This window comes from Paenibacillus sp. J31R30 (assembly GCF_059692115.1).
This window is the reverse complement of the sequence record NZ_JCAUAV010000005.1, coordinates 146,051-162,005: the sequence shown is the minus strand read 5'-3', so window position 1 is coordinate 162,005 and position 15,955 is coordinate 146,051. Positions and strand designations below refer to the sequence as shown.

At 48.3% G+C, this 15,955-nt stretch carries 15 protein-coding genes; 12 read left to right on the top strand and 3 right to left on the bottom strand.

Translation table 11 applies throughout. From position 1 onward, the window contains the following. Nucleotides 1–137 precede the first annotated feature (137 nt). The 7 genes from AC58QO_RS19450 (at nt 138) to AC58QO_RS19420 (ending at nt 5,623) form a co-directional block, all read left to right on the top strand. Nucleotides 138–554: a BlaI/MecI/CopY family transcriptional regulator gene (locus tag AC58QO_RS19450; RefSeq protein ID WP_497268398.1), complete on the top strand. Its 417-nt coding sequence runs from the start codon at nt 138–140 to the stop codon at nt 552–554. Between the two features lie 2 nt (nt 555–556). Then, entirely contained in the window at nt 557–1,042 is a 486-nt protein-coding gene (locus tag AC58QO_RS19445) for a M48 family metalloprotease (protein ID WP_497268396.1), read from the top strand. Nucleotides 1,043–1,066: 24 nt separating this feature from the next. Continuing rightward, entirely contained in the window at nt 1,067–1,396 is a 330-nt protein-coding gene (locus AC58QO_RS19440) for a M48 family metalloprotease (RefSeq protein ID WP_497268394.1), read from the top strand. A 129-nt stretch (nt 1,397–1,525) separates the two neighbouring features. Further along, complete coding sequence (locus AC58QO_RS19435; RefSeq protein ID WP_497268392.1) at nt 1,526–2,080, top strand: DUF2231 domain-containing protein; 555 nt, start codon at nt 1,526–1,528, stop codon at nt 2,078–2,080. Nucleotides 2,081–2,205: 125 nt separating this feature from the next. After that, nucleotides 2,206–2,460: a hypothetical protein gene (locus tag AC58QO_RS19430; protein ID WP_497268390.1), complete on the top strand. Its 255-nt coding sequence runs from the start codon at nt 2,206–2,208 to the stop codon at nt 2,458–2,460. A gap of 276 nt (nt 2,461–2,736) precedes the next feature. Further along, nucleotides 2,737–3,438, top strand: coding sequence for a response regulator transcription factor (locus AC58QO_RS19425; RefSeq protein ID WP_497268388.1), 702 nt, complete (start codon nt 2,737–2,739; stop codon nt 3,436–3,438). Next, nucleotides 3,416–5,623 (top strand): sensor histidine kinase, encoded by a 2,208-nt coding sequence (locus AC58QO_RS19420; RefSeq protein ID WP_497268386.1) that lies wholly within the window; start codon nt 3,416–3,418, stop codon nt 5,621–5,623. The genes AC58QO_RS19425 and AC58QO_RS19420 overlap by 23 nt, the downstream gene beginning before the upstream one ends. A gap of 318 nt (nt 5,624–5,941) precedes the next feature. On the opposite strand, the gene AC58QO_RS19415 is transcribed toward AC58QO_RS19420, so the two are convergent. Then, entirely contained in the window at nt 5,942–6,115 is a 174-nt protein-coding gene (locus AC58QO_RS19415; protein WP_497268384.1) for a hypothetical protein, read from the bottom strand. 562 nt (nt 6,116–6,677) lie between these two features. Between AC58QO_RS19415 and AC58QO_RS19410 the strand changes: the two genes are divergently transcribed. From AC58QO_RS19410 to AC58QO_RS19400, 3 genes are all read left to right on the top strand, one after another. Beyond that, entirely contained in the window at nt 6,678–8,423 is a 1,746-nt protein-coding gene (locus AC58QO_RS19410; protein WP_497268382.1) for an ABC transporter ATP-binding protein, read from the top strand. Between the two features lie 66 nt (nt 8,424–8,489). Continuing rightward, entirely contained in the window at nt 8,490–10,580 is a 2,091-nt protein-coding gene (locus AC58QO_RS19405; RefSeq protein ID WP_497268380.1) for an ABC transporter ATP-binding protein, read from the top strand. Nucleotides 10,581–10,709: 129 nt separating this feature from the next. Next, nucleotides 10,710–11,018 carry a hypothetical protein gene (locus AC58QO_RS19400; RefSeq protein ID WP_497268379.1) on the top strand — a complete coding sequence of 103 codons (309 nt, stop codon included), beginning with the start codon at nt 10,710–10,712 and terminating at the stop codon, nt 11,016–11,018. A 288-nt stretch (nt 11,019–11,306) separates the two neighbouring features. Here AC58QO_RS19400 and AC58QO_RS19395 read toward each other — a convergent pair whose 3' ends face one another. Continuing rightward, nucleotides 11,307–11,927: an NAD(P)-dependent oxidoreductase gene (locus AC58QO_RS19395; protein WP_497268377.1), complete on the bottom strand. Its 621-nt coding sequence runs from the start codon at nt 11,925–11,927 to the stop codon at nt 11,307–11,309. Between the two features lie 165 nt (nt 11,928–12,092). Then, entirely contained in the window at nt 12,093–12,407 is a 315-nt protein-coding gene (locus AC58QO_RS19390) for a hypothetical protein (RefSeq protein ID WP_497268375.1), read from the bottom strand. Nucleotides 12,408–12,625: 218 nt separating this feature from the next. Here AC58QO_RS19390 and rluF point away from each other — a divergent pair, with 218 nt between their 5' ends. Then, the gene (gene rluF, locus AC58QO_RS19385) at nt 12,626–13,339 is read left to right on the top strand and encodes a 23S rRNA pseudouridine(2604) synthase RluF (protein ID WP_497268373.1); all 714 of its coding nucleotides are present in this window, start codon (nt 12,626–12,628) and stop codon (nt 13,337–13,339) included. A gap of 206 nt (nt 13,340–13,545) precedes the next feature. After that, nucleotides 13,546–15,912, top strand: a complete 2,367-nt coding sequence (locus AC58QO_RS19380; RefSeq protein WP_497268372.1) for a YcdB/YcdC domain-containing protein — start codon at nt 13,546–13,548, stop codon at nt 15,910–15,912. Nucleotides 15,913–15,955 lie beyond the last annotated feature (43 nt).

Here is a 15,955-nt window from a genome sequence, read left to right as displayed (position 1 = left end):
TTTAACAACTTACTTTATGTAAGTAGTATATCGCCTTTTGCCCCAGATGTCAAAAGGTTTTCCTCACGCAATGCGTAGATTCTTGACTTCCGGCCTATCGCCACACTACAATCTATAGTGTAAGGAGTGTGCCAAAGGTGAAAATGCAAAACTTTAAATTAAAGGAAAGCGGACTTAATCGCTTTTTCGGACCGCTAGAGTCCAAAATCATGGAGATTCTCTGGACCAGCCCTTCGGAAATGACGATCAAAGACGTCCAACAGAAGCTTGACGCAGACAAAGCGATCAATTTCAATACCGTGATGACGGTGATGAACCGTCTAGTGGACAAAAAGATTTTACAGAAGCACTCGGTTGCACGGTCGTTTCACTATAAGCCAGTTGTGACGATCGACGAGTTCATGGAAACGCAATCCAAAGAGCTGACATACGACCTCATTGAACAATTTGGCTCATTAGCGGTTACCCATATGGTTGATGCGCTCGATAAAGTTGATCCTGAGCTGCTTGACCAGTTGGAGAAGCACATTCATCTTCTAAAAAAGGATCGATAACGATGACAGAATCGCGGTTCAAATGGCTGTACGCGGCTGCACTGGTGATCGGAGGCACGATTGTATGGCAGATGGTAGCCTTCCTTCTTGGGCATTTATTTCACTTACGACCCTCTCGCAATCTATTTGATTTGTGTATGATTCTTTTTCAATATCTGCACGTGCCTGGGCCGATACCGATGACCTTGGTGAACTTATTGATCCTCTACACGATGGGGATGATGGTTTGGCTCGCCGTCAAGCATGGCTATGATGTCGTCAAGGCGAATAAGCTCGTGAAGAAATATCGTGACACTGCCCTCTCCGCAGCATATGCGGCGAACTTCGAGCTTACATCTCAGCAGCTCCAAATCGTTCGAGACAAAGCACCTCTTGCTATGACAATCGGGCTATGGAAGCCGCGTATCCTCGTATCGACGGGACTCATGGACATGCTGGAGCCTAATGAGCTTCGCGCCGTGATTGAGCATGAGAAATGCCATATGTAGCACCGAGATCCTGCGGCTATTTTCTTGCTTGCGCTGATCTCGAAGTCGATGCGGTATATCCCTATTTTTGGGTGGATTGCTTACAAATATCCCATGATGATCGAACTCCGCGCTGATAAGTATGCCATCGAACGGATGGAACAAGCCACGGACTTAGGCAGTGCGCTGCTTAAGCTGCTCAAGCAAACAACGAAGCCGCGGTTTCCGCTCTCACATGCTTCTTTTGCTGAGACGTCGATGAATGTGCGTATACAGCATATTTTGGACCCGCAGAGGCAGGTGACCTTGCGCTGGCCATTAATTCGATTGGCGATATCTGCACTTATTTTCATATTAGTAATGGGGCTTATGTGAATAAGCCTCTTTTTCTTTTTCTTTTTCGTATCCTCAGATAGGGCTTGTCTGAAAAGAATTGACAACTTTACCCTCTAACACTACAATTTGTAGTGTAACTATTTTTTACGATACGAAGGAGAGAATAACATGGACTACATACTGAAAAATCTACATTTTATATTCACACACGTTCCGATTGCGTTATTGATTTTTAGTTTTGTTTTCGATGTTGCGGCTCTTATTCTTAAAAAGAAGGAGTGGCATTCCGCAGGTATGCTTTGCCTTGTTGTCGGGGCGCTTGGCGCGATTGCCGGTGTTTTGACGGGGCCGGAATCACGGAATACGTTAGTTAGCTCCCATGAATTTTACGCAAAGCTAACGATGTTTGCTGCTATTATTTTAGCCGCTGTGCGTGTTGGATTGCTGGTGTGGAAAAAGCTTGAGCTGGGTCGCAACCTGATCTTCCTAGTTGCTTCTCTTGTCGTTGTGGTTCTCGTTAGCTATACAGGACATCTTGGCGGCAAAATGGTACACCGTGATATGCAAGGCGGTCCTGGCATGATGCAGGGTGGACCTGGCGGCGGTGGCCCAGGGATGCAAGGTGGCACTGGCGGAAATGGCGGACCTCAGGGCGGCCAAGGACAGAGAGGCCCAGCGCAGCAGCAACAGGGTGGCCAGGCTTCTCCTGCACCAGCCAAATAACACTTCTCATGAGCTTATTCTAGGGTTGTCACATGGGAAAGCGAGCAAGCTGCGAATAAAATACCTTCATATTCCTCATCCTAGCAGAGGTAATGCATAACGCATCAGGAGGTAAGGACCACGCTATGACAAAGGTTGACTCAAGCTTACAATCGCAGAATCCGATCTCATCCGCACAAAATTCCGTCGATAACGTTCATCAAGCCGTAAATCATGCACTATCTCACCCTACAGCTCAAACGACGGAAGAAGCCGAGAATGCCATTTCCAAGGCCGAAAATGCCGTAGCCCAGGCAAGTCTCCAATCCGATAGCCCTGCTGTGCAGCAAGCCATGGAATCCTTGGACGAGGATAAGGCACGGCTGGGAAATTTGGAATAAACACATTTTGACATGAAGGCAATTAGGTAGAAAGGCCGTATCCCGTAGTTCACAGCTACAGCGGAAACGGCTTTTTTGCGTTTCTTAACGCTTTCTGCTTATACAGACATTATGATGAAACGGGTACTTCCGTGCTACACTAAAGAGACGAATAGCTTGTCAGTCTTGTCTTCATAATTTCGTAAGAATTTTAATAGCAATTTTGTAACTAGTGTCAATTATCATTAGGCAAGTACGGTGGGTTGATGTGAGATTAAGAAAAAAGGGTGCGTGGACGTGACGAAATACCAGGTGCTTGTCGTCGATGACGATATCGACATTCAGGAAGCGATTGAGATTTATTTGAAAGGCGAAGGAATGGAAGTCAGCAAAGCGAACAACGGTCTGGAAGCGCTGCGTGTGCTGGAAGAAAAGGAGATCCATTTGATCATCCTGGATATTATGATGCCGCAGATGGACGGGATTCAAGCGACATTCAAGATTAGAGAGAAATGTAATGTCCCGATTCTCATGCTTTCCGCCAAAACGGAGGATACGGATAAAATTGTGGGCCTCAATGTCGGTGCTGACGATTATTTATCGAAGCCATTCAATCCGCTGGAGCTGATCGCTAGAGTGAAGTCGCAGTTAAGACGCTACACAACGTTAGGACCCTTTGGTACAGAAAAGGTGGAAAGCGAGGAATTGAGTGTCCGCGGCCTTGTGCTCAATCAAGTTACTAAGGAAGTCACGGTCGATGGCGAGGAAGTGCGCATGACCCCAACAGAATTCAAAATTTTGGAGCTGTTGATGGTGAATAAAGGCCGCGTTTTCTCCATCGATGACATTTATGAAAAGGTGTGGAAAGATCATGCCTTTGGCGCCGAGAATACCGTGGCTGTGCATGTGCGCAGAATACGCGAGAAAATCGAAATCAATCCGAAAGATCCTAAATATTTGAAGGTGGTGTGGGGTGTTGGCTATAAAATGGAGAAGTAAATCACTCTCACTGGTGCTGCTTGTCAGTGTTTTTGTCATGTGGACATTGACATTATTCGCAGCAACGAATGTCTATAAGAACAGCGTGTACTTCGGTGAGGACGCTTATTTCAAAAGCGGGGCATTCGCCAGGGAAATGAACTCCGTCTATCAGAACATTCAGCTGTATCATTTGGAGGCTCCGCATTTTAGCGAGAAAACGCCGGAAGAACAGCTTGGCAATAATGAATATTATAACGTGAAGCGTGAAGCGGAGCGGACCGTACAAGATCGCTTCAACAATTTGCAGGAGAAGTACGGATCGCGTATCAATATTGCTCGAAATCGTAATGACAATGCAGAAGTAGATCGACTGGAAACTGAAAGAGATACGAAAATTGCGGAGTTGAATAAGGAGAAGGAAGCGACTTTTCAACAAAATCTTAAGACAGCAATCACGGCTAAGCAAAAGCAATTCATGACAGCCAAGACGAATCTGGATAACCGTCTAAAATCGCTTTATTACGTCGTGAAAAACTTGAAAACTGGTGAAACCTATAGCAATATCGCGCCTGAGGCGTTGCAAAAATTACGGGATCAACAAGCATTCATGTATACACTGACATTACCCAAAATCGATGAACAGAACAGAATGTCGTACCCAATGAATTATGATCAGGTCAATGCTACGTACTACATTTTAAACCCATCGCAAGGCTCGGGCATTATTCAAGCGGATTATCTCACTTACCAGTCCAAGAATCAGCAAGCGACAGCAACGGTTTACTTGCTCGCAGCACTTGTGGTTCTCACAATCGCGCTAACCTACTTGGCAAGGAAATATCGGGCTGATGACATGACGCTAAACCATATCCAAACGGCGGTAAGGGAACGCTTTCCGGTCGATGTTCGGGCTTGGACGACTTTCATCGCGACAATTGCGCTGTTTGGTATCCTGATGGAATGTGAGCTCTATTACTGGTCGCCGACATATGTCAGCTTATATCAAATAAGTATCGTTATCATTGCTTCCGCTTTGCTTATCATTGTGAGCAGTGGCCTTCGTGGTGCTTTCGCATTGCTTATACATCCAGAAGAGCTCTCCAAAGAGTGGAGCAGCAGTCTAACGGCGTCCTTCTGGCAAACCACGAAAGATACCCTTGAGCAGAGAGGTTTACGCTTCAAACTGTTGGTCTTTATGGCGATTATCGCTATCATGGGCTTCCTGCCCATCATTGTGGTTGCTTCTACTGGAGAAGAGGCGATTATCGTCTTCACGTTCGCCTGGTACATCATGTTCCTACTCGTGGTACTGCCTTATATGATGCGAAAAGTTAAGCAGCTTCGTGCCATTATCAAAGGCGTGGAACAAATGTCGCAAGGCAACTTTGATGTGACCCTCCCTGCCAAAGGAAAAGGGCAGCTCTCCCGCATGGCGATGAACATTAACAATATGAAGTACGGCCTGCAGCTTTCGTTGGAGAAACAACGTGTCAGTGATCGTCTGAAAACAGAGCTGATTACGAATGTTTCACATGATTTGAAAACACCGTTAACTTCCATAATTAATTATGTTGATTTGCTCAAAAAGGAAGGTTTGTCCGCTGACCAATCCACCCACTACCTCGAGGTGCTCGATCGGAAAACGCAGCGGCTCAAGGTACTCATCGAGGATCTCTTCGAGGCATCGAAGATGGCAAGCGGAGCAACGGAGCTTTACTGGGAAAAAGTCGACGTCTCCGCCCTGCTGACACAGGCTTTGGCAGAGTTCAGCGACAAAATCGAGGCATCCACGCTGAGCTTCCGAGTGAATGTGCAAAGCCCGCACATGTATGCCTTGCTGGATGGCAAGAAAACATGGCGCGTCTTCGAGAATCTCATCGGCAACGCCTTGAAATATGCCCTTCCGGGAACACGGGTTTACGTCACGTTGACGGAAAATAAAGAGCGCATCATCCTCGTCATTCAGAATATCTCGCTCCACGAGCTCAATTATGGTGTAGAGGAGCTGTTCGAACGCTTCAAACGCGGCGACCAGTCTCGCGGAACGGAAGGCTCCGGCCTCGGCCTCGCGATTGCCAAGAGCATCGTTGAACTGCAAGGCGGCACGCTCACGATAGACATTGATGGTGACCAATTCAAGGTTATTGCCGAATTTGAAAAACGCGATGTGCTGACTGCGCCGCAGGAGTTGCAAGCTAAGTAATGGAAAAGAGCTAAGTGCGTGTATGCGCTTAGCTCCTTTATTCTTTGTTAGTGTAAATGGTCAAAAATGCTATAGTACACTTATTTTTGGGGTAAATGGCTAAACATCGATAAATTAGTGCGAAAGTGCATCTTTTAGGACCAAAAGGGTACCCAAATGATAATTTGGGCAGAAATGGTTGCACTTTTGCAAGCATTTCAGATGGAAAAGCTATATCGATAAAAAAGGTTGTACGTTTGCACTTTTGCAGGTTTAACAACTGTATGAACTGAAAGAGAGAGGGTCCCCGCCACATGGCTTTGGGACACCCTCCCTCTTTTATTTTAACTCCAACTCTAACTCCTCCAACGTATACCGGTTGTCCCATACGAAAACCATGTCATACGCTGTTGAGTCCTTTGAGACAAACCTAGCTGTAGCTGTAATAACACCGCCTATAATCGTTCCGAATCCCACAATCCATCCCATTAATGCAAACACTTGATCGACCATGTACATTCACTCCTTTGAGGCGCGATGAACTCCTAATCTATCAATATGCGCGTTGATTATGAAACATGTGTGACATTTGAAAGCCTTCTCATCACGAGTATAGACATCGGAAATATCGGGCTCTGATAGTTGCGTTATAGTCTTTTTCTCCGATTGACACATTCAGAAGAGGGATGGTAAGATCACCCTGTAAGGATCGAATAGACATCTTTTGGAAATGTTAAGAGGCACCTAACGTGCCCAACTCATAAAACGCAAAAGGGGGTTTCACCATGGATATTATGGTTATTGTTGTTAACGCACATCATAAGCGGACATACGTCCAACCTAATTTCATAGATGGTAACCCGCTGACTGGCCCGAGCATCTGATTTGCATGCTCGGCTGCTAAGCACCCCTTCCTATACGTTAAGTCTAAGAAGCGCGGGTTACGAAGATGTTCGTAACGAGCGCTTTTCTGTTTCATAGAAGGCATATCGCTGCGTGCGGTATGTCTTTTTGCGTCTTTAGGTGTCTATGCGAGCCTATGCAAAAGCACCATTTGAGAGGAGTGAACTTACACATGTTTACGGTATTAAAAAAATTAGCTTGGTTTTTCAAAATGAACTGGAAACGCTACAGTCTCGCCATCGGGCTACTCATCATCGTAGGAATTATCGATGTCATGCCGCCGAAGCTGATTGGTTATGCGATTGATGGGATACACATGGGCACATTAACTGGGGCCAAAATGGTTCAATTACTTGTGTTTTGGGGCGTACTCATTGTAGCTGGTTACGGGCTGTCTTATGTCTGGTTATATCAGTTGTTCGGCGGCGCCTTTGTATTGGAGCGCGTGCTGCGCTCCCGATTCATGCGGCAGCTCCTGAAAATGACGCCAACGTTCTATGAGCGCAACCGCACAGGCGACCTTATGGCGAGAGCCACGAACGATTTGCAGGCGGTGTCGACGACAGCGGGGTTCGGGATTCTAACCTTCGTGGACTCCACGTTGTTCATGTTAACGATTCTTAGCATGATGGGGTTCTTCATTAGCTGGAAGCTGACATTGGCCTCGATTTTGCCGCTTCCGATTATGGCTGTCGCGATTACGATCTATGGGGGGCGCATCCATGAGAGATTCATTCTTGCTCAGGATGCCTTTGGTCAAATGAACGACCGCGTACTGGAAACCATTGCAGGTGTTCGGGTGATTCGGGCGTTTGTACAGGAGAAAGCAAGTGAACACAATTTCGCGACGATGACGGACGACGTTTATCGGAAAAATATCGCCGTGGCGGTCATTGACGCTCTTTTTGAACCAACGGTCAAAATTCTCGTAGGCATTTCCTACCTCATTGGACTTTGTTACGGAGGCTTCCTCGTGTTCCACAGTGAGCTGACGCTCGGAGAACTGGTGTCCTTCAACACCTTCTTGGGTATGCTGATCTGGCCGATGTTTGCGATTGGCGAGCTGATGAACATTATGCAGCGCGGAAATGCATCGCTAGATCGTGTCAATGAAACCCTTGGCTACAAGCCAGATGTCAAAGAAGTGCCGAACGCTGCGACGCAGCTGAAGCCGGATTCCATCAATTTCGAAAAGGTAACCTTCCGTTATCCGTCCTCATCCATTGATAATTTGGTGGGCATGACGTTCCACTTAGAACGCGGACAGACGCTCGGCATTGTCGGCCGAACAGGCAGCGGCAAAACAACCCTGCTGAAGCAGCTGCTTCGGGAGTACCCTGTCGGTCAAGGCGCCATCACGATTACAAATACGTCAATCGAACAGATCGCAATCGACACGCTGCATGGTTGGATCGGTTATGTGCCGCAGGAGCCGATTCTTTTCTCCAAAAGCGTGCGCGAAAACATCATGTTCGGCAAGGGGCAAGGCACCGAAGAAGAGCTTATGCGCGCGCTTGATCTCGCCGCATTCCGCAAGGACGTCGAGTTCCTGCCGGAAGGTCTGCAAACACTCGTCGGGGAAAAAGGCGTCGCCTTATCCGGCGGTCAGAAGCAGCGCGTATCCATCGCGCGTGCGCTGTACGTCGATCCGGAGATACTCCTACTCGACGATGCTCTTTCTGCGGTGGACGCGAAGACCGAGGCCGAGATCATTCGCGGCATTCGCTCCGAACGCGCTGGCAAAACTACCCTAATTACCACGCACAGACTCTCCGCCGTGCAGCATGCCGATTGGATTGTTGTGCTGGATGAGGGCTATATCATCGAAGAAGGTACACATGAGGAGCTGCTTGAGCGTGGCGGCTGGTATAAAGAGCAGTATGACCGGCAGCAGCTGGAAGAGCAGACGGTGGGATAAAGTAGACGACTGGCGAATCAAAACCTTAAATATAAAGATACAAAAGAAAAGTAGGTGAGACTCCTGATGCAACAAACGAAAACGAAATCAAAATCAAAATCAACCAAACAAACCGGGAAACGGTTGTTCCAATACGCGGCTAGATTCAAGCAAACCTTGCTCATTGCCCTGGTATTTTTATCCTTGGCCGTCGCGACTGAGCTGGCGGGACCGTTCATTGCGAAGCACATGATCGACAATCACATTCTCGGCATCGAGAAGCCGTGGTTTGAGACCCAATCTGCGACAAAGAGTGAGAAGGCAGTGGCGTTTGAGTCAACTTTTTATAAGCGGAGTGATAACTTCGCGGAAGGCGAGCCGAAAGGGAAAGAGGTTCGTATTTTACAAGTAGGAGGCAAGTTCGTCTGGTTAGATCAGGCCCTCCCATGGGATGGTGTTCGTAAGCTAACGGACGATAGCAAGCTGCTCGTCACACAAGATGGGAAGCAAGCCGAATACGCGGTGAAGCGTCTGAGCGCGCAGGAGCTTTACAATTTTTATAAACCGCAATGGGCGAATTTAATGACGCTCGCGGGGTTCTATGTGATCTTAATTTTTGTAGGAGCGGGCTTTACGTACGGGCAGAAATTTCTACTGCAATCTGCGGCGAACCGCATCATTCAGCGTATGCGCAGGGACGTGTTCGCACAAATTCAACGGCTACCGATCAACTATTTTGATAATCAGCCTGCAGGTAAAATCGTCTCACGCATCACCAATGACACCGAATCTGTACGGGATTTGTATGTGCAGGTATTGGCGAACTTTTTTACAGGTACGATCTATATTGTGGGTATCATCGCTGCTATTTTCATATTAGACTACCGCTTAGCTCTCTTCACGCTGCCTGTGATCCCGCTGTTGGTGGCATGGATTATTGTCTATCGGAAGTACGCTTCCACGATCAATCATGAAATTCGCGAGCGCATTAGCGCCATCAACGGCATGATCAATGAGGCAATTCAAGGGATGACCATCATTCGTGCTTTTCGCCGGCAAAAGGAAACAACCGAAGAATTTGAAATTCTGAACGAGGAATATACACGGTACCAAAATAAGCTGCTCAGCCTGAACTCCTTAACCTCTCATAACTTAATGAACGTGGTGCGGAACCTGTTCTTCTTCGGCTTGATCTGGTACGTGGGCGGCAGTTCACTAAATGCATTAATCACCGTTGGTGTGCTCTACGCTTTCGTCGATTACCTCAACCGGATGTTCCATCCGATGGTAGGTATCGTGAATCAGCTGCCGAATTTAGAGCGTGCGCTCGTGTCGGCGGATCGTGTATTTGAGCTATTGGATGAGCAGGGCGTGGATGTTGTGGCTGAAAAAGCGGACCGCTACAAAGGCCACGTGAGCTTCGAGCACGTTCGCTTCGCCTACAAAGAAGGGGAGGATGTGCTGAAAGACATCTCCTTCGAGGCCAAACAAGGGCAGACGGTTGCACTTGTCGGGCACACCGGCTCAGGCAAAAGCTCCATCCTGAACCTCCTTTTCCGCTTCTATGAGGTCAGCAAAGGCCGCATCACGGTGGATGGCCGCGATATTCGCGAGCTATCGAAGCAGCAGCTTCGCCAGCACATGGGCATCGTGCTGCAGGATCCGTTCCTGTTCACGGGGACGATTGCGTCCAATGTATCCTTGGACGATCCGTCCATCACCCGGGAACGGGTGGAGGCGGCGCTGCGCGAGGTTGGCGCAGCGGAAATGTTTGGTGCGCTGCCGCACGGCCTCGATGAGCCCGTCATCGAGAAGGGCAGCACGCTGTCGGCTGGGCAGCGGCAACTGATCTCTTTTGCCCGGGCGCTGGCGTTCGACCCGGCGATCTTGATCCTCGATGAGGCGACCGCTTCCATCGATACGGAGACCGAGGCCATCATTCAGGCCGCGCTCGATGTGTTGAAGAAGGGGCGGACCACCTTCATCATTGCCCATAGACTGTCGACGATTCGCAGCGCCGACTTAATTCTTGTGCTCGACCACGGCGAGATTGTCGAGCGTGGCACACATGAGGAGCTCATGGGGCTCCTCGGGCGGTACTACCAGATGTACCAGCTGCAGGCTGGACATCCGGAAATTGCTGCGGCTGCGGAAGACGCGGTGCCGAGCAGCTTGTAGGCGGATTGACTGGGCGCAATGACTAGGTCGCTGGTCGAGGATGAATCTCGACAAAAGGCTAACGACTCCGACTTTCCGATATGCTACAATAGAACCAATTCATACTTGTGTGAAATTGGAGGAGAGTTTATGCGCTCAGATACAATTCGTCTTTTAAACCTGCTGCAGCTGTTATCCGAAATTGCGATTGCAGTGGGGTATTTACTGGGGTTAATCCCATTCGTGTATGCTTGGTCATGCGCGTGGGTGATTCCATTGGTCTTCGTTAATCTGGTATTTGCCATCTTAACGGGCAATGGGACTACGCTGAAAACCATCATCAACATTGCTTTGGCCTTCTTAAGTCTCATTCCTTTGCTTGGTTACGTATTCCGCTTCGGTGGAATCGTCGTGTCAGGCCTGAATATGAGAGAGTTGTCTAGAAGACGCAACAACTAATCATGAAAAAACGGATGGCGCTGAATTAGCGTTCATCCTCAAGTTAGACACGCACGGATAAAAGCCCGAGATTAAGGTGATGGCATCATCTTATCTCGGGCTTTTTCTCATTTCTACTTGCAATAAAGTGATGGAATAACGCTAAATTGTTGAAATACGCAGGAAGCTTCGACTTAGGAGCGATTAGCGTTATCACGTAACGTTATTGTGCAGTTGATCGTCCATTAAAGATGAATAGCGTTGTGGCGTAACGTTATTTGCTAGCGCTCACGCAATCCAGCGTCGCCACTAATACGCCAACCCCACGCGGCAACCCACGTACGTGCCCTCCACCGCGACGCGGTAGGTGAACGCCGCGGTGTCGCCGACGGAGATGGACGTCCCGCCGTCCGGCAAGTACTCGCGCTCCGCGCGGAACTGACCTTGCGCCTCGCCGTCGGGCAAATACGTTGGACACACTACCGTCCAACTCAGTCCCGATGCGGCGAGCAGCGCCCACGCCTTGCGGTGCTCCTCGGCTGCGCGTGTCGAGGAGCGCCGCGTGTCCGGCGCCTGAAAGCGCAGCAGACCCGGGTGCTCCCGGCTCTGCAGAATGCCAGCGGTGCCGACGGTGACCACGCGGCTCACGCCAGCAGCCTTCATCGCCCCGATGAGCAGAGGCGTAGCAATGGTCAGCACCGTGCCGCCATCGGTGCCAAGGCAGCTCACTACTGTGCCTACGCCAGTCATGGCGCGCTCCAGATCTGCTGCGGAACAAGCATCGCCTTGCAGCAAGGTGAGTCGGTCGGAACGCAGGGTTATTTTATCAAGACTCCGCACGATAGCGGTTACTTCGTGTCCATCCTGCAAAGCCTGTGCTAGAACACGCTGCCCCACACGGCCCGTTGCTCCTAATAGTAGAAAGTGCATTAACGTTCTCCTTCGATATGTAATCTTTTTAATTAGTATAACAAACAAAACCCAGGAAGTAGAAAGACCCGCCACTCCGTCACAGGCATAAGGGGGGTCGTCTTAGTTTCTTACACGCTTTTTACGTTTCCGTCCTAGAGGACGGGGAAGCCTTGTGTTCACTGCTTACAGCTTAGCTACTATTGTAAAGGAGATCGCACGTGTGAAGAGAGTAGGGTTGTATACGGTGATTACATAATCAGTGTCGGTTTGGTTGTAGAAGCTAGTTGCATAAGCGATTAAGGTGTTTTGATTGGAGATAAAAAATCCGCCGCTTACCGGTTTATAAGCCCCGCCTCGGAACGTGAAGGTAAGATAAGTGTTCGGCGAGATCGTACGATAGTAGAAGAAACGTCGGAACCCATTACCTAGATCTGTTTTACGATTCGCTTTTTGTGGTGTGGATACAGCTTTTACGATTCTTGCTTTTTTTGCGCTCATTGGTCATCCCCTCCTTCTATAGTAATCAATGCTAGATTCTGAGATTTGGTGTGGATGAATCTACCAGTCGGTTTATGTCATTTTTTGATAGAGAGATATCGAAGGTGCTAGTATTCCTTGGACTGTTCACAGGGGCGACTTGAACCGCCGCGCGGAATCCAGCATAATAGAAGGTATTGAACTCGAATGAAGACGGGATAGAAGGGAATTTCAGGGGCATGAGAATTAACAAGTATATTAGTGAAACCGGCGTATGCTCCAGACGTGAGGCGGATAAGTGGGTTGAGGCGCGGCGTGTAACGATCAATGGTGAAATTGCTGGGCTGGGTAGTGTCGTAGGTCCTGGAGATGTGGTAAAGGTCGACGGGCGTGCGATTGGTGAGAAGAAAGAGCACGTATACATTGCCCTCAATAAGCCTGTGGGTATCACCAGCACGACGGAAGCGCATATACGCGGAAATATTGTGGATTTCGTGGGACATTCGGAGCGGATTTTTCCCATCGGCCGATTGGACAAGGACTCGGAAGGGCTCATCCTGCTGACGAATAACGGGGATATTGTGAATCAGATTCTCCGTGCGGAGAACAATCATGATAAGGAATATATCGTAACGGTGAATCGTCCGATCACCCAGATGTTCCTACGAGGTATGGCTAGCGGGGTGCGCATTCTAGGCACGATGACGAAACCATGCGAAATTGTTCAGGTGAATGAGCGGGTGTTTCGGATTATTTTGACACAAGGACTGAATAGGCAAATTCGCCGTATGTGCGAAGCGTTCGGATATCGCGTTGTGAGGCTGCAGCGTGTGCGCATTATGCATATTCATTTAGGCTCCTTGAAGGTTGGGAAATGGCGGGATTTGACGCAAGGAGAGTTAAAAGATTTGATGCAGACGCTTAGCCAGGAGAAGGCCAATTCCGATCAGTAGCTTCCTAATTTCAAATCAACACATGCAGGATCATTCGCGCAAGGGGATGTTCGAGCATGTGTTTTTTTTGTTAAAATTATCTTTAACAATTGCAACCTTTTTCCAAAATTCTCCGTCAAGTAATATATGGCAATTGGATACGTCCAAGCAGCTGCCAGTCCGTAGCTCCAGATGTTGTATGGAGAACACTAAGGAGGAAGATGACTTTGAAATTATTAAAACAAGCAGGCACGATGGTAATCGCTTCGACACTGCTGCTCTCAGTTGCCCCAACAGGGGTATGGGCGGAATCTGCATCCGGTTCAGGAACGGCCGCCATGTCATCGCCTGCCTTCCCAGGTCAAGTTGATACCCCGACGCTCGATGCCAAAATTACTAAAGAACAAGCGCTAGAACACGCAAAAACATACATAACACTGCCCGCGGAGTATACATTCCAGTCGATTAGTTTAAACGCGTATTATGGGGTGAATGGCAAGAATATTCCTACCTGGAACATTAACTATACGAAAAAGGTGAAGGATCGCATCTATGGCTACGCCAATATCTCCATTAATGGCCTGGATGGAACGTTGGTGTCTTACAACATGAATGACAATGATCCTGATCATAAGCCATCGTATCCGCCTAAGGTGGATTTTCAAGCTGCGAAGGAGCTAGCTGCTGCATTCGTTGCCAAAGTAAACCCGGAGAAGCAGAAGGAGCTTATCTACGATGAATCGGTAGAAAAAGCGTTCCGCACCCCGCTTGACGGCAATTATCTATATAATATCCGCTATGATCGTTCTGTAGGAGGGATTCCTTTCTCAGGCAATGGCCTCAATGTCAACGTCAATGGTGACGGTCAGATTACGAGCTATGGTTACAATTGGGATGATACTGTGATTTTTGATCAAACGAGCACGCCGATTTCGAAGGAAAAGGCGGCCCAGCTATTACGTGAGAAAGCCGAGCTTTCCTTGCAGTATTCCATTCCGTATAACACCCAAGGGAAGCGAATTCCGATTATTGCCTATATGATGAATGGATTTGCTGTGGATGCTGTGACAGGAGAGGTGTGGAATCCGACTACTAGCTTGATTGGCGGTAATAAGCCTTTAACCGATAAGCCGTTGGGAACGAATCCGCCAGCTACCTTGAATTTGACGAAGGAAGAGGCGGTTAAGAAAGTTGTATCGACGTTTAATCTATCCTCTGACTACAAGCTGCAAGAAGCTAACTATAATGAATCAAAAAATCCTGAAACAGGCGAGACATCCTCGAACTGGAATATGAGTTGGAGCAAGTCAACGACGGATACATCAGCCAGTGGGAAAATGATTGCGGGAAGTAACGTTTGGGCAACTGTGAATAGTAAAACTGGAGCTATCATCAATTTCAATTTCTACGTGCCTTATAGCAGTGAAAACGACAAGCCGATCGAGGGTAAAATTGCGTTGGACGATGCGATTGCCAAAAGCACGGACTTCGTCAAAGCGCAGCTTCCTGCTTCTACGGATCAGCTTGTGCTGAGTGTTCAGAAAGATTACTCCGAGGATATGCTGAAGCAGATGCGTACTTGGGAAATTAGCTACAAACGTGTTATTGACGGTGTTGCCGTGGGCAATGAAGAGGTGCGGGTCAGCATCGACCGTGTAACAGGAGGCATCTTGAACTATTATGTATCCCTAAGCGATGTGGCGTATCCTGCACAGAAGCCTGAGGTCATTTCGATCGATAAGGCAAAGGATCTGTGGCTGGCGCAGTTCGATGTGAAGCTTGGCTATGTATTGGAGGGTAATGGATACTACGGCCCAATGCCAATTGAGAAATACCGCGTAATGATGGCTGCAGGGGAGATTCCTATGTCAGCTGCGGTGAATGCCAAAGGGGAAGCGAAAGCGAAGCTTGTATATTCCCTTATTTCCAAAAATTCGAATCGCGAGAGCTTCCTTCTAGATGCCGTCTCCGGTCAATGGCGCAGTGCGCAATCCGGCGAAGTCATCTCCTTAGATAAGGTCATCGTGAGTGATATTGATAAACACTGGGCACAAAATGAACTTCAACTGATGCTTGATTATCAAGCCTTGGATGTGAAGGACGGTAAAGTGAATCCTGATCAAACGATTAAGCGCGGTGAGTTGGTAAAAATGCTTGTCATCGCCATGAACGGCGGCAACGGCGGCATCTATTACGGAGCTGATCGAGCGGCTTCCTTCGCGGATGTGGGCAATGGTTCCAAATATTTTGCCTATGTTGAAAATGCGGTTGACCGCGGGCTGCTTGATGTAGGGAAAGAATTTAATCCGGAAGCGACGATGGATCGTGAAGCGATGGCGCAATTGATCGTGAAAGCGCTGGGTTATCACAGTCTAACGAAATTTGACGGCGTATTTAATAGCCAATTCGCAGATGCTGCGAAGCTGGAGCACGTGGGTGATGCCGCTATTGTCGTAGGCTTGAATATTATGACACTCAGCGATGGTTACTTTGCGCCGCAGGAAGAAGTAACGAAAGCACAGGCAGCCAGCGCGTTCTACCGTTTCTTGCAGACGAGATCGGAGCTGCAGGAGAAGCCGCGGTATTACTATTAATCTATCTTGAGCCGACATCAGTAAAAACGATAAAGACCTCTCA

What these genes read in the sequence shown, in the direction of transcription:
- AC58QO_RS19410 (WP_497268382.1), top strand. Translation starts at nt 6,678, where the DNA reads ATGTTTACGGTATTAAAAAAATTAGCTTGGTTTTTCAAAATGAACTGG.
- AC58QO_RS19445 (WP_497268396.1), top strand. Translation starts at nt 557, where the DNA reads ATGACAGAATCGCGGTTCAAATGGCTGTACGCGGCTGCACTGGTGATC.
- AC58QO_RS19430 (WP_497268390.1), top strand. Translation starts at nt 2,206, where the DNA reads ATGACAAAGGTTGACTCAAGCTTACAATCGCAGAATCCGATCTCATCC.
- AC58QO_RS19400 (WP_497268379.1), top strand. Translation starts at nt 10,710, where the DNA reads ATGCGCTCAGATACAATTCGTCTTTTAAACCTGCTGCAGCTGTTATCC.
- AC58QO_RS19405 (WP_497268380.1), top strand. Translation starts at nt 8,490, where the DNA reads ATGCAACAAACGAAAACGAAATCAAAATCAAAATCAACCAAACAAACC.
- rluF (WP_497268373.1), top strand. Translation starts at nt 12,626, where the DNA reads ATGAGAATTAACAAGTATATTAGTGAAACCGGCGTATGCTCCAGACGT.
- AC58QO_RS19395 (WP_497268377.1), bottom strand. Translation starts at nt 11,927, where the DNA reads ATGCACTTTCTACTATTAGGAGCAACGGGCCGTGTGGGGCAGCGTGTT.
- AC58QO_RS19415 (WP_497268384.1), bottom strand. Translation starts at nt 6,115, where the DNA reads ATGGTCGATCAAGTGTTTGCATTAATGGGATGGATTGTGGGATTCGGA.
- AC58QO_RS19435 (WP_497268392.1), top strand. Translation starts at nt 1,526, where the DNA reads ATGGACTACATACTGAAAAATCTACATTTTATATTCACACACGTTCCG.
- AC58QO_RS19390 (WP_497268375.1), bottom strand. Translation starts at nt 12,407, where the DNA reads ATGAGCGCAAAAAAAGCAAGAATCGTAAAAGCTGTATCCACACCACAA.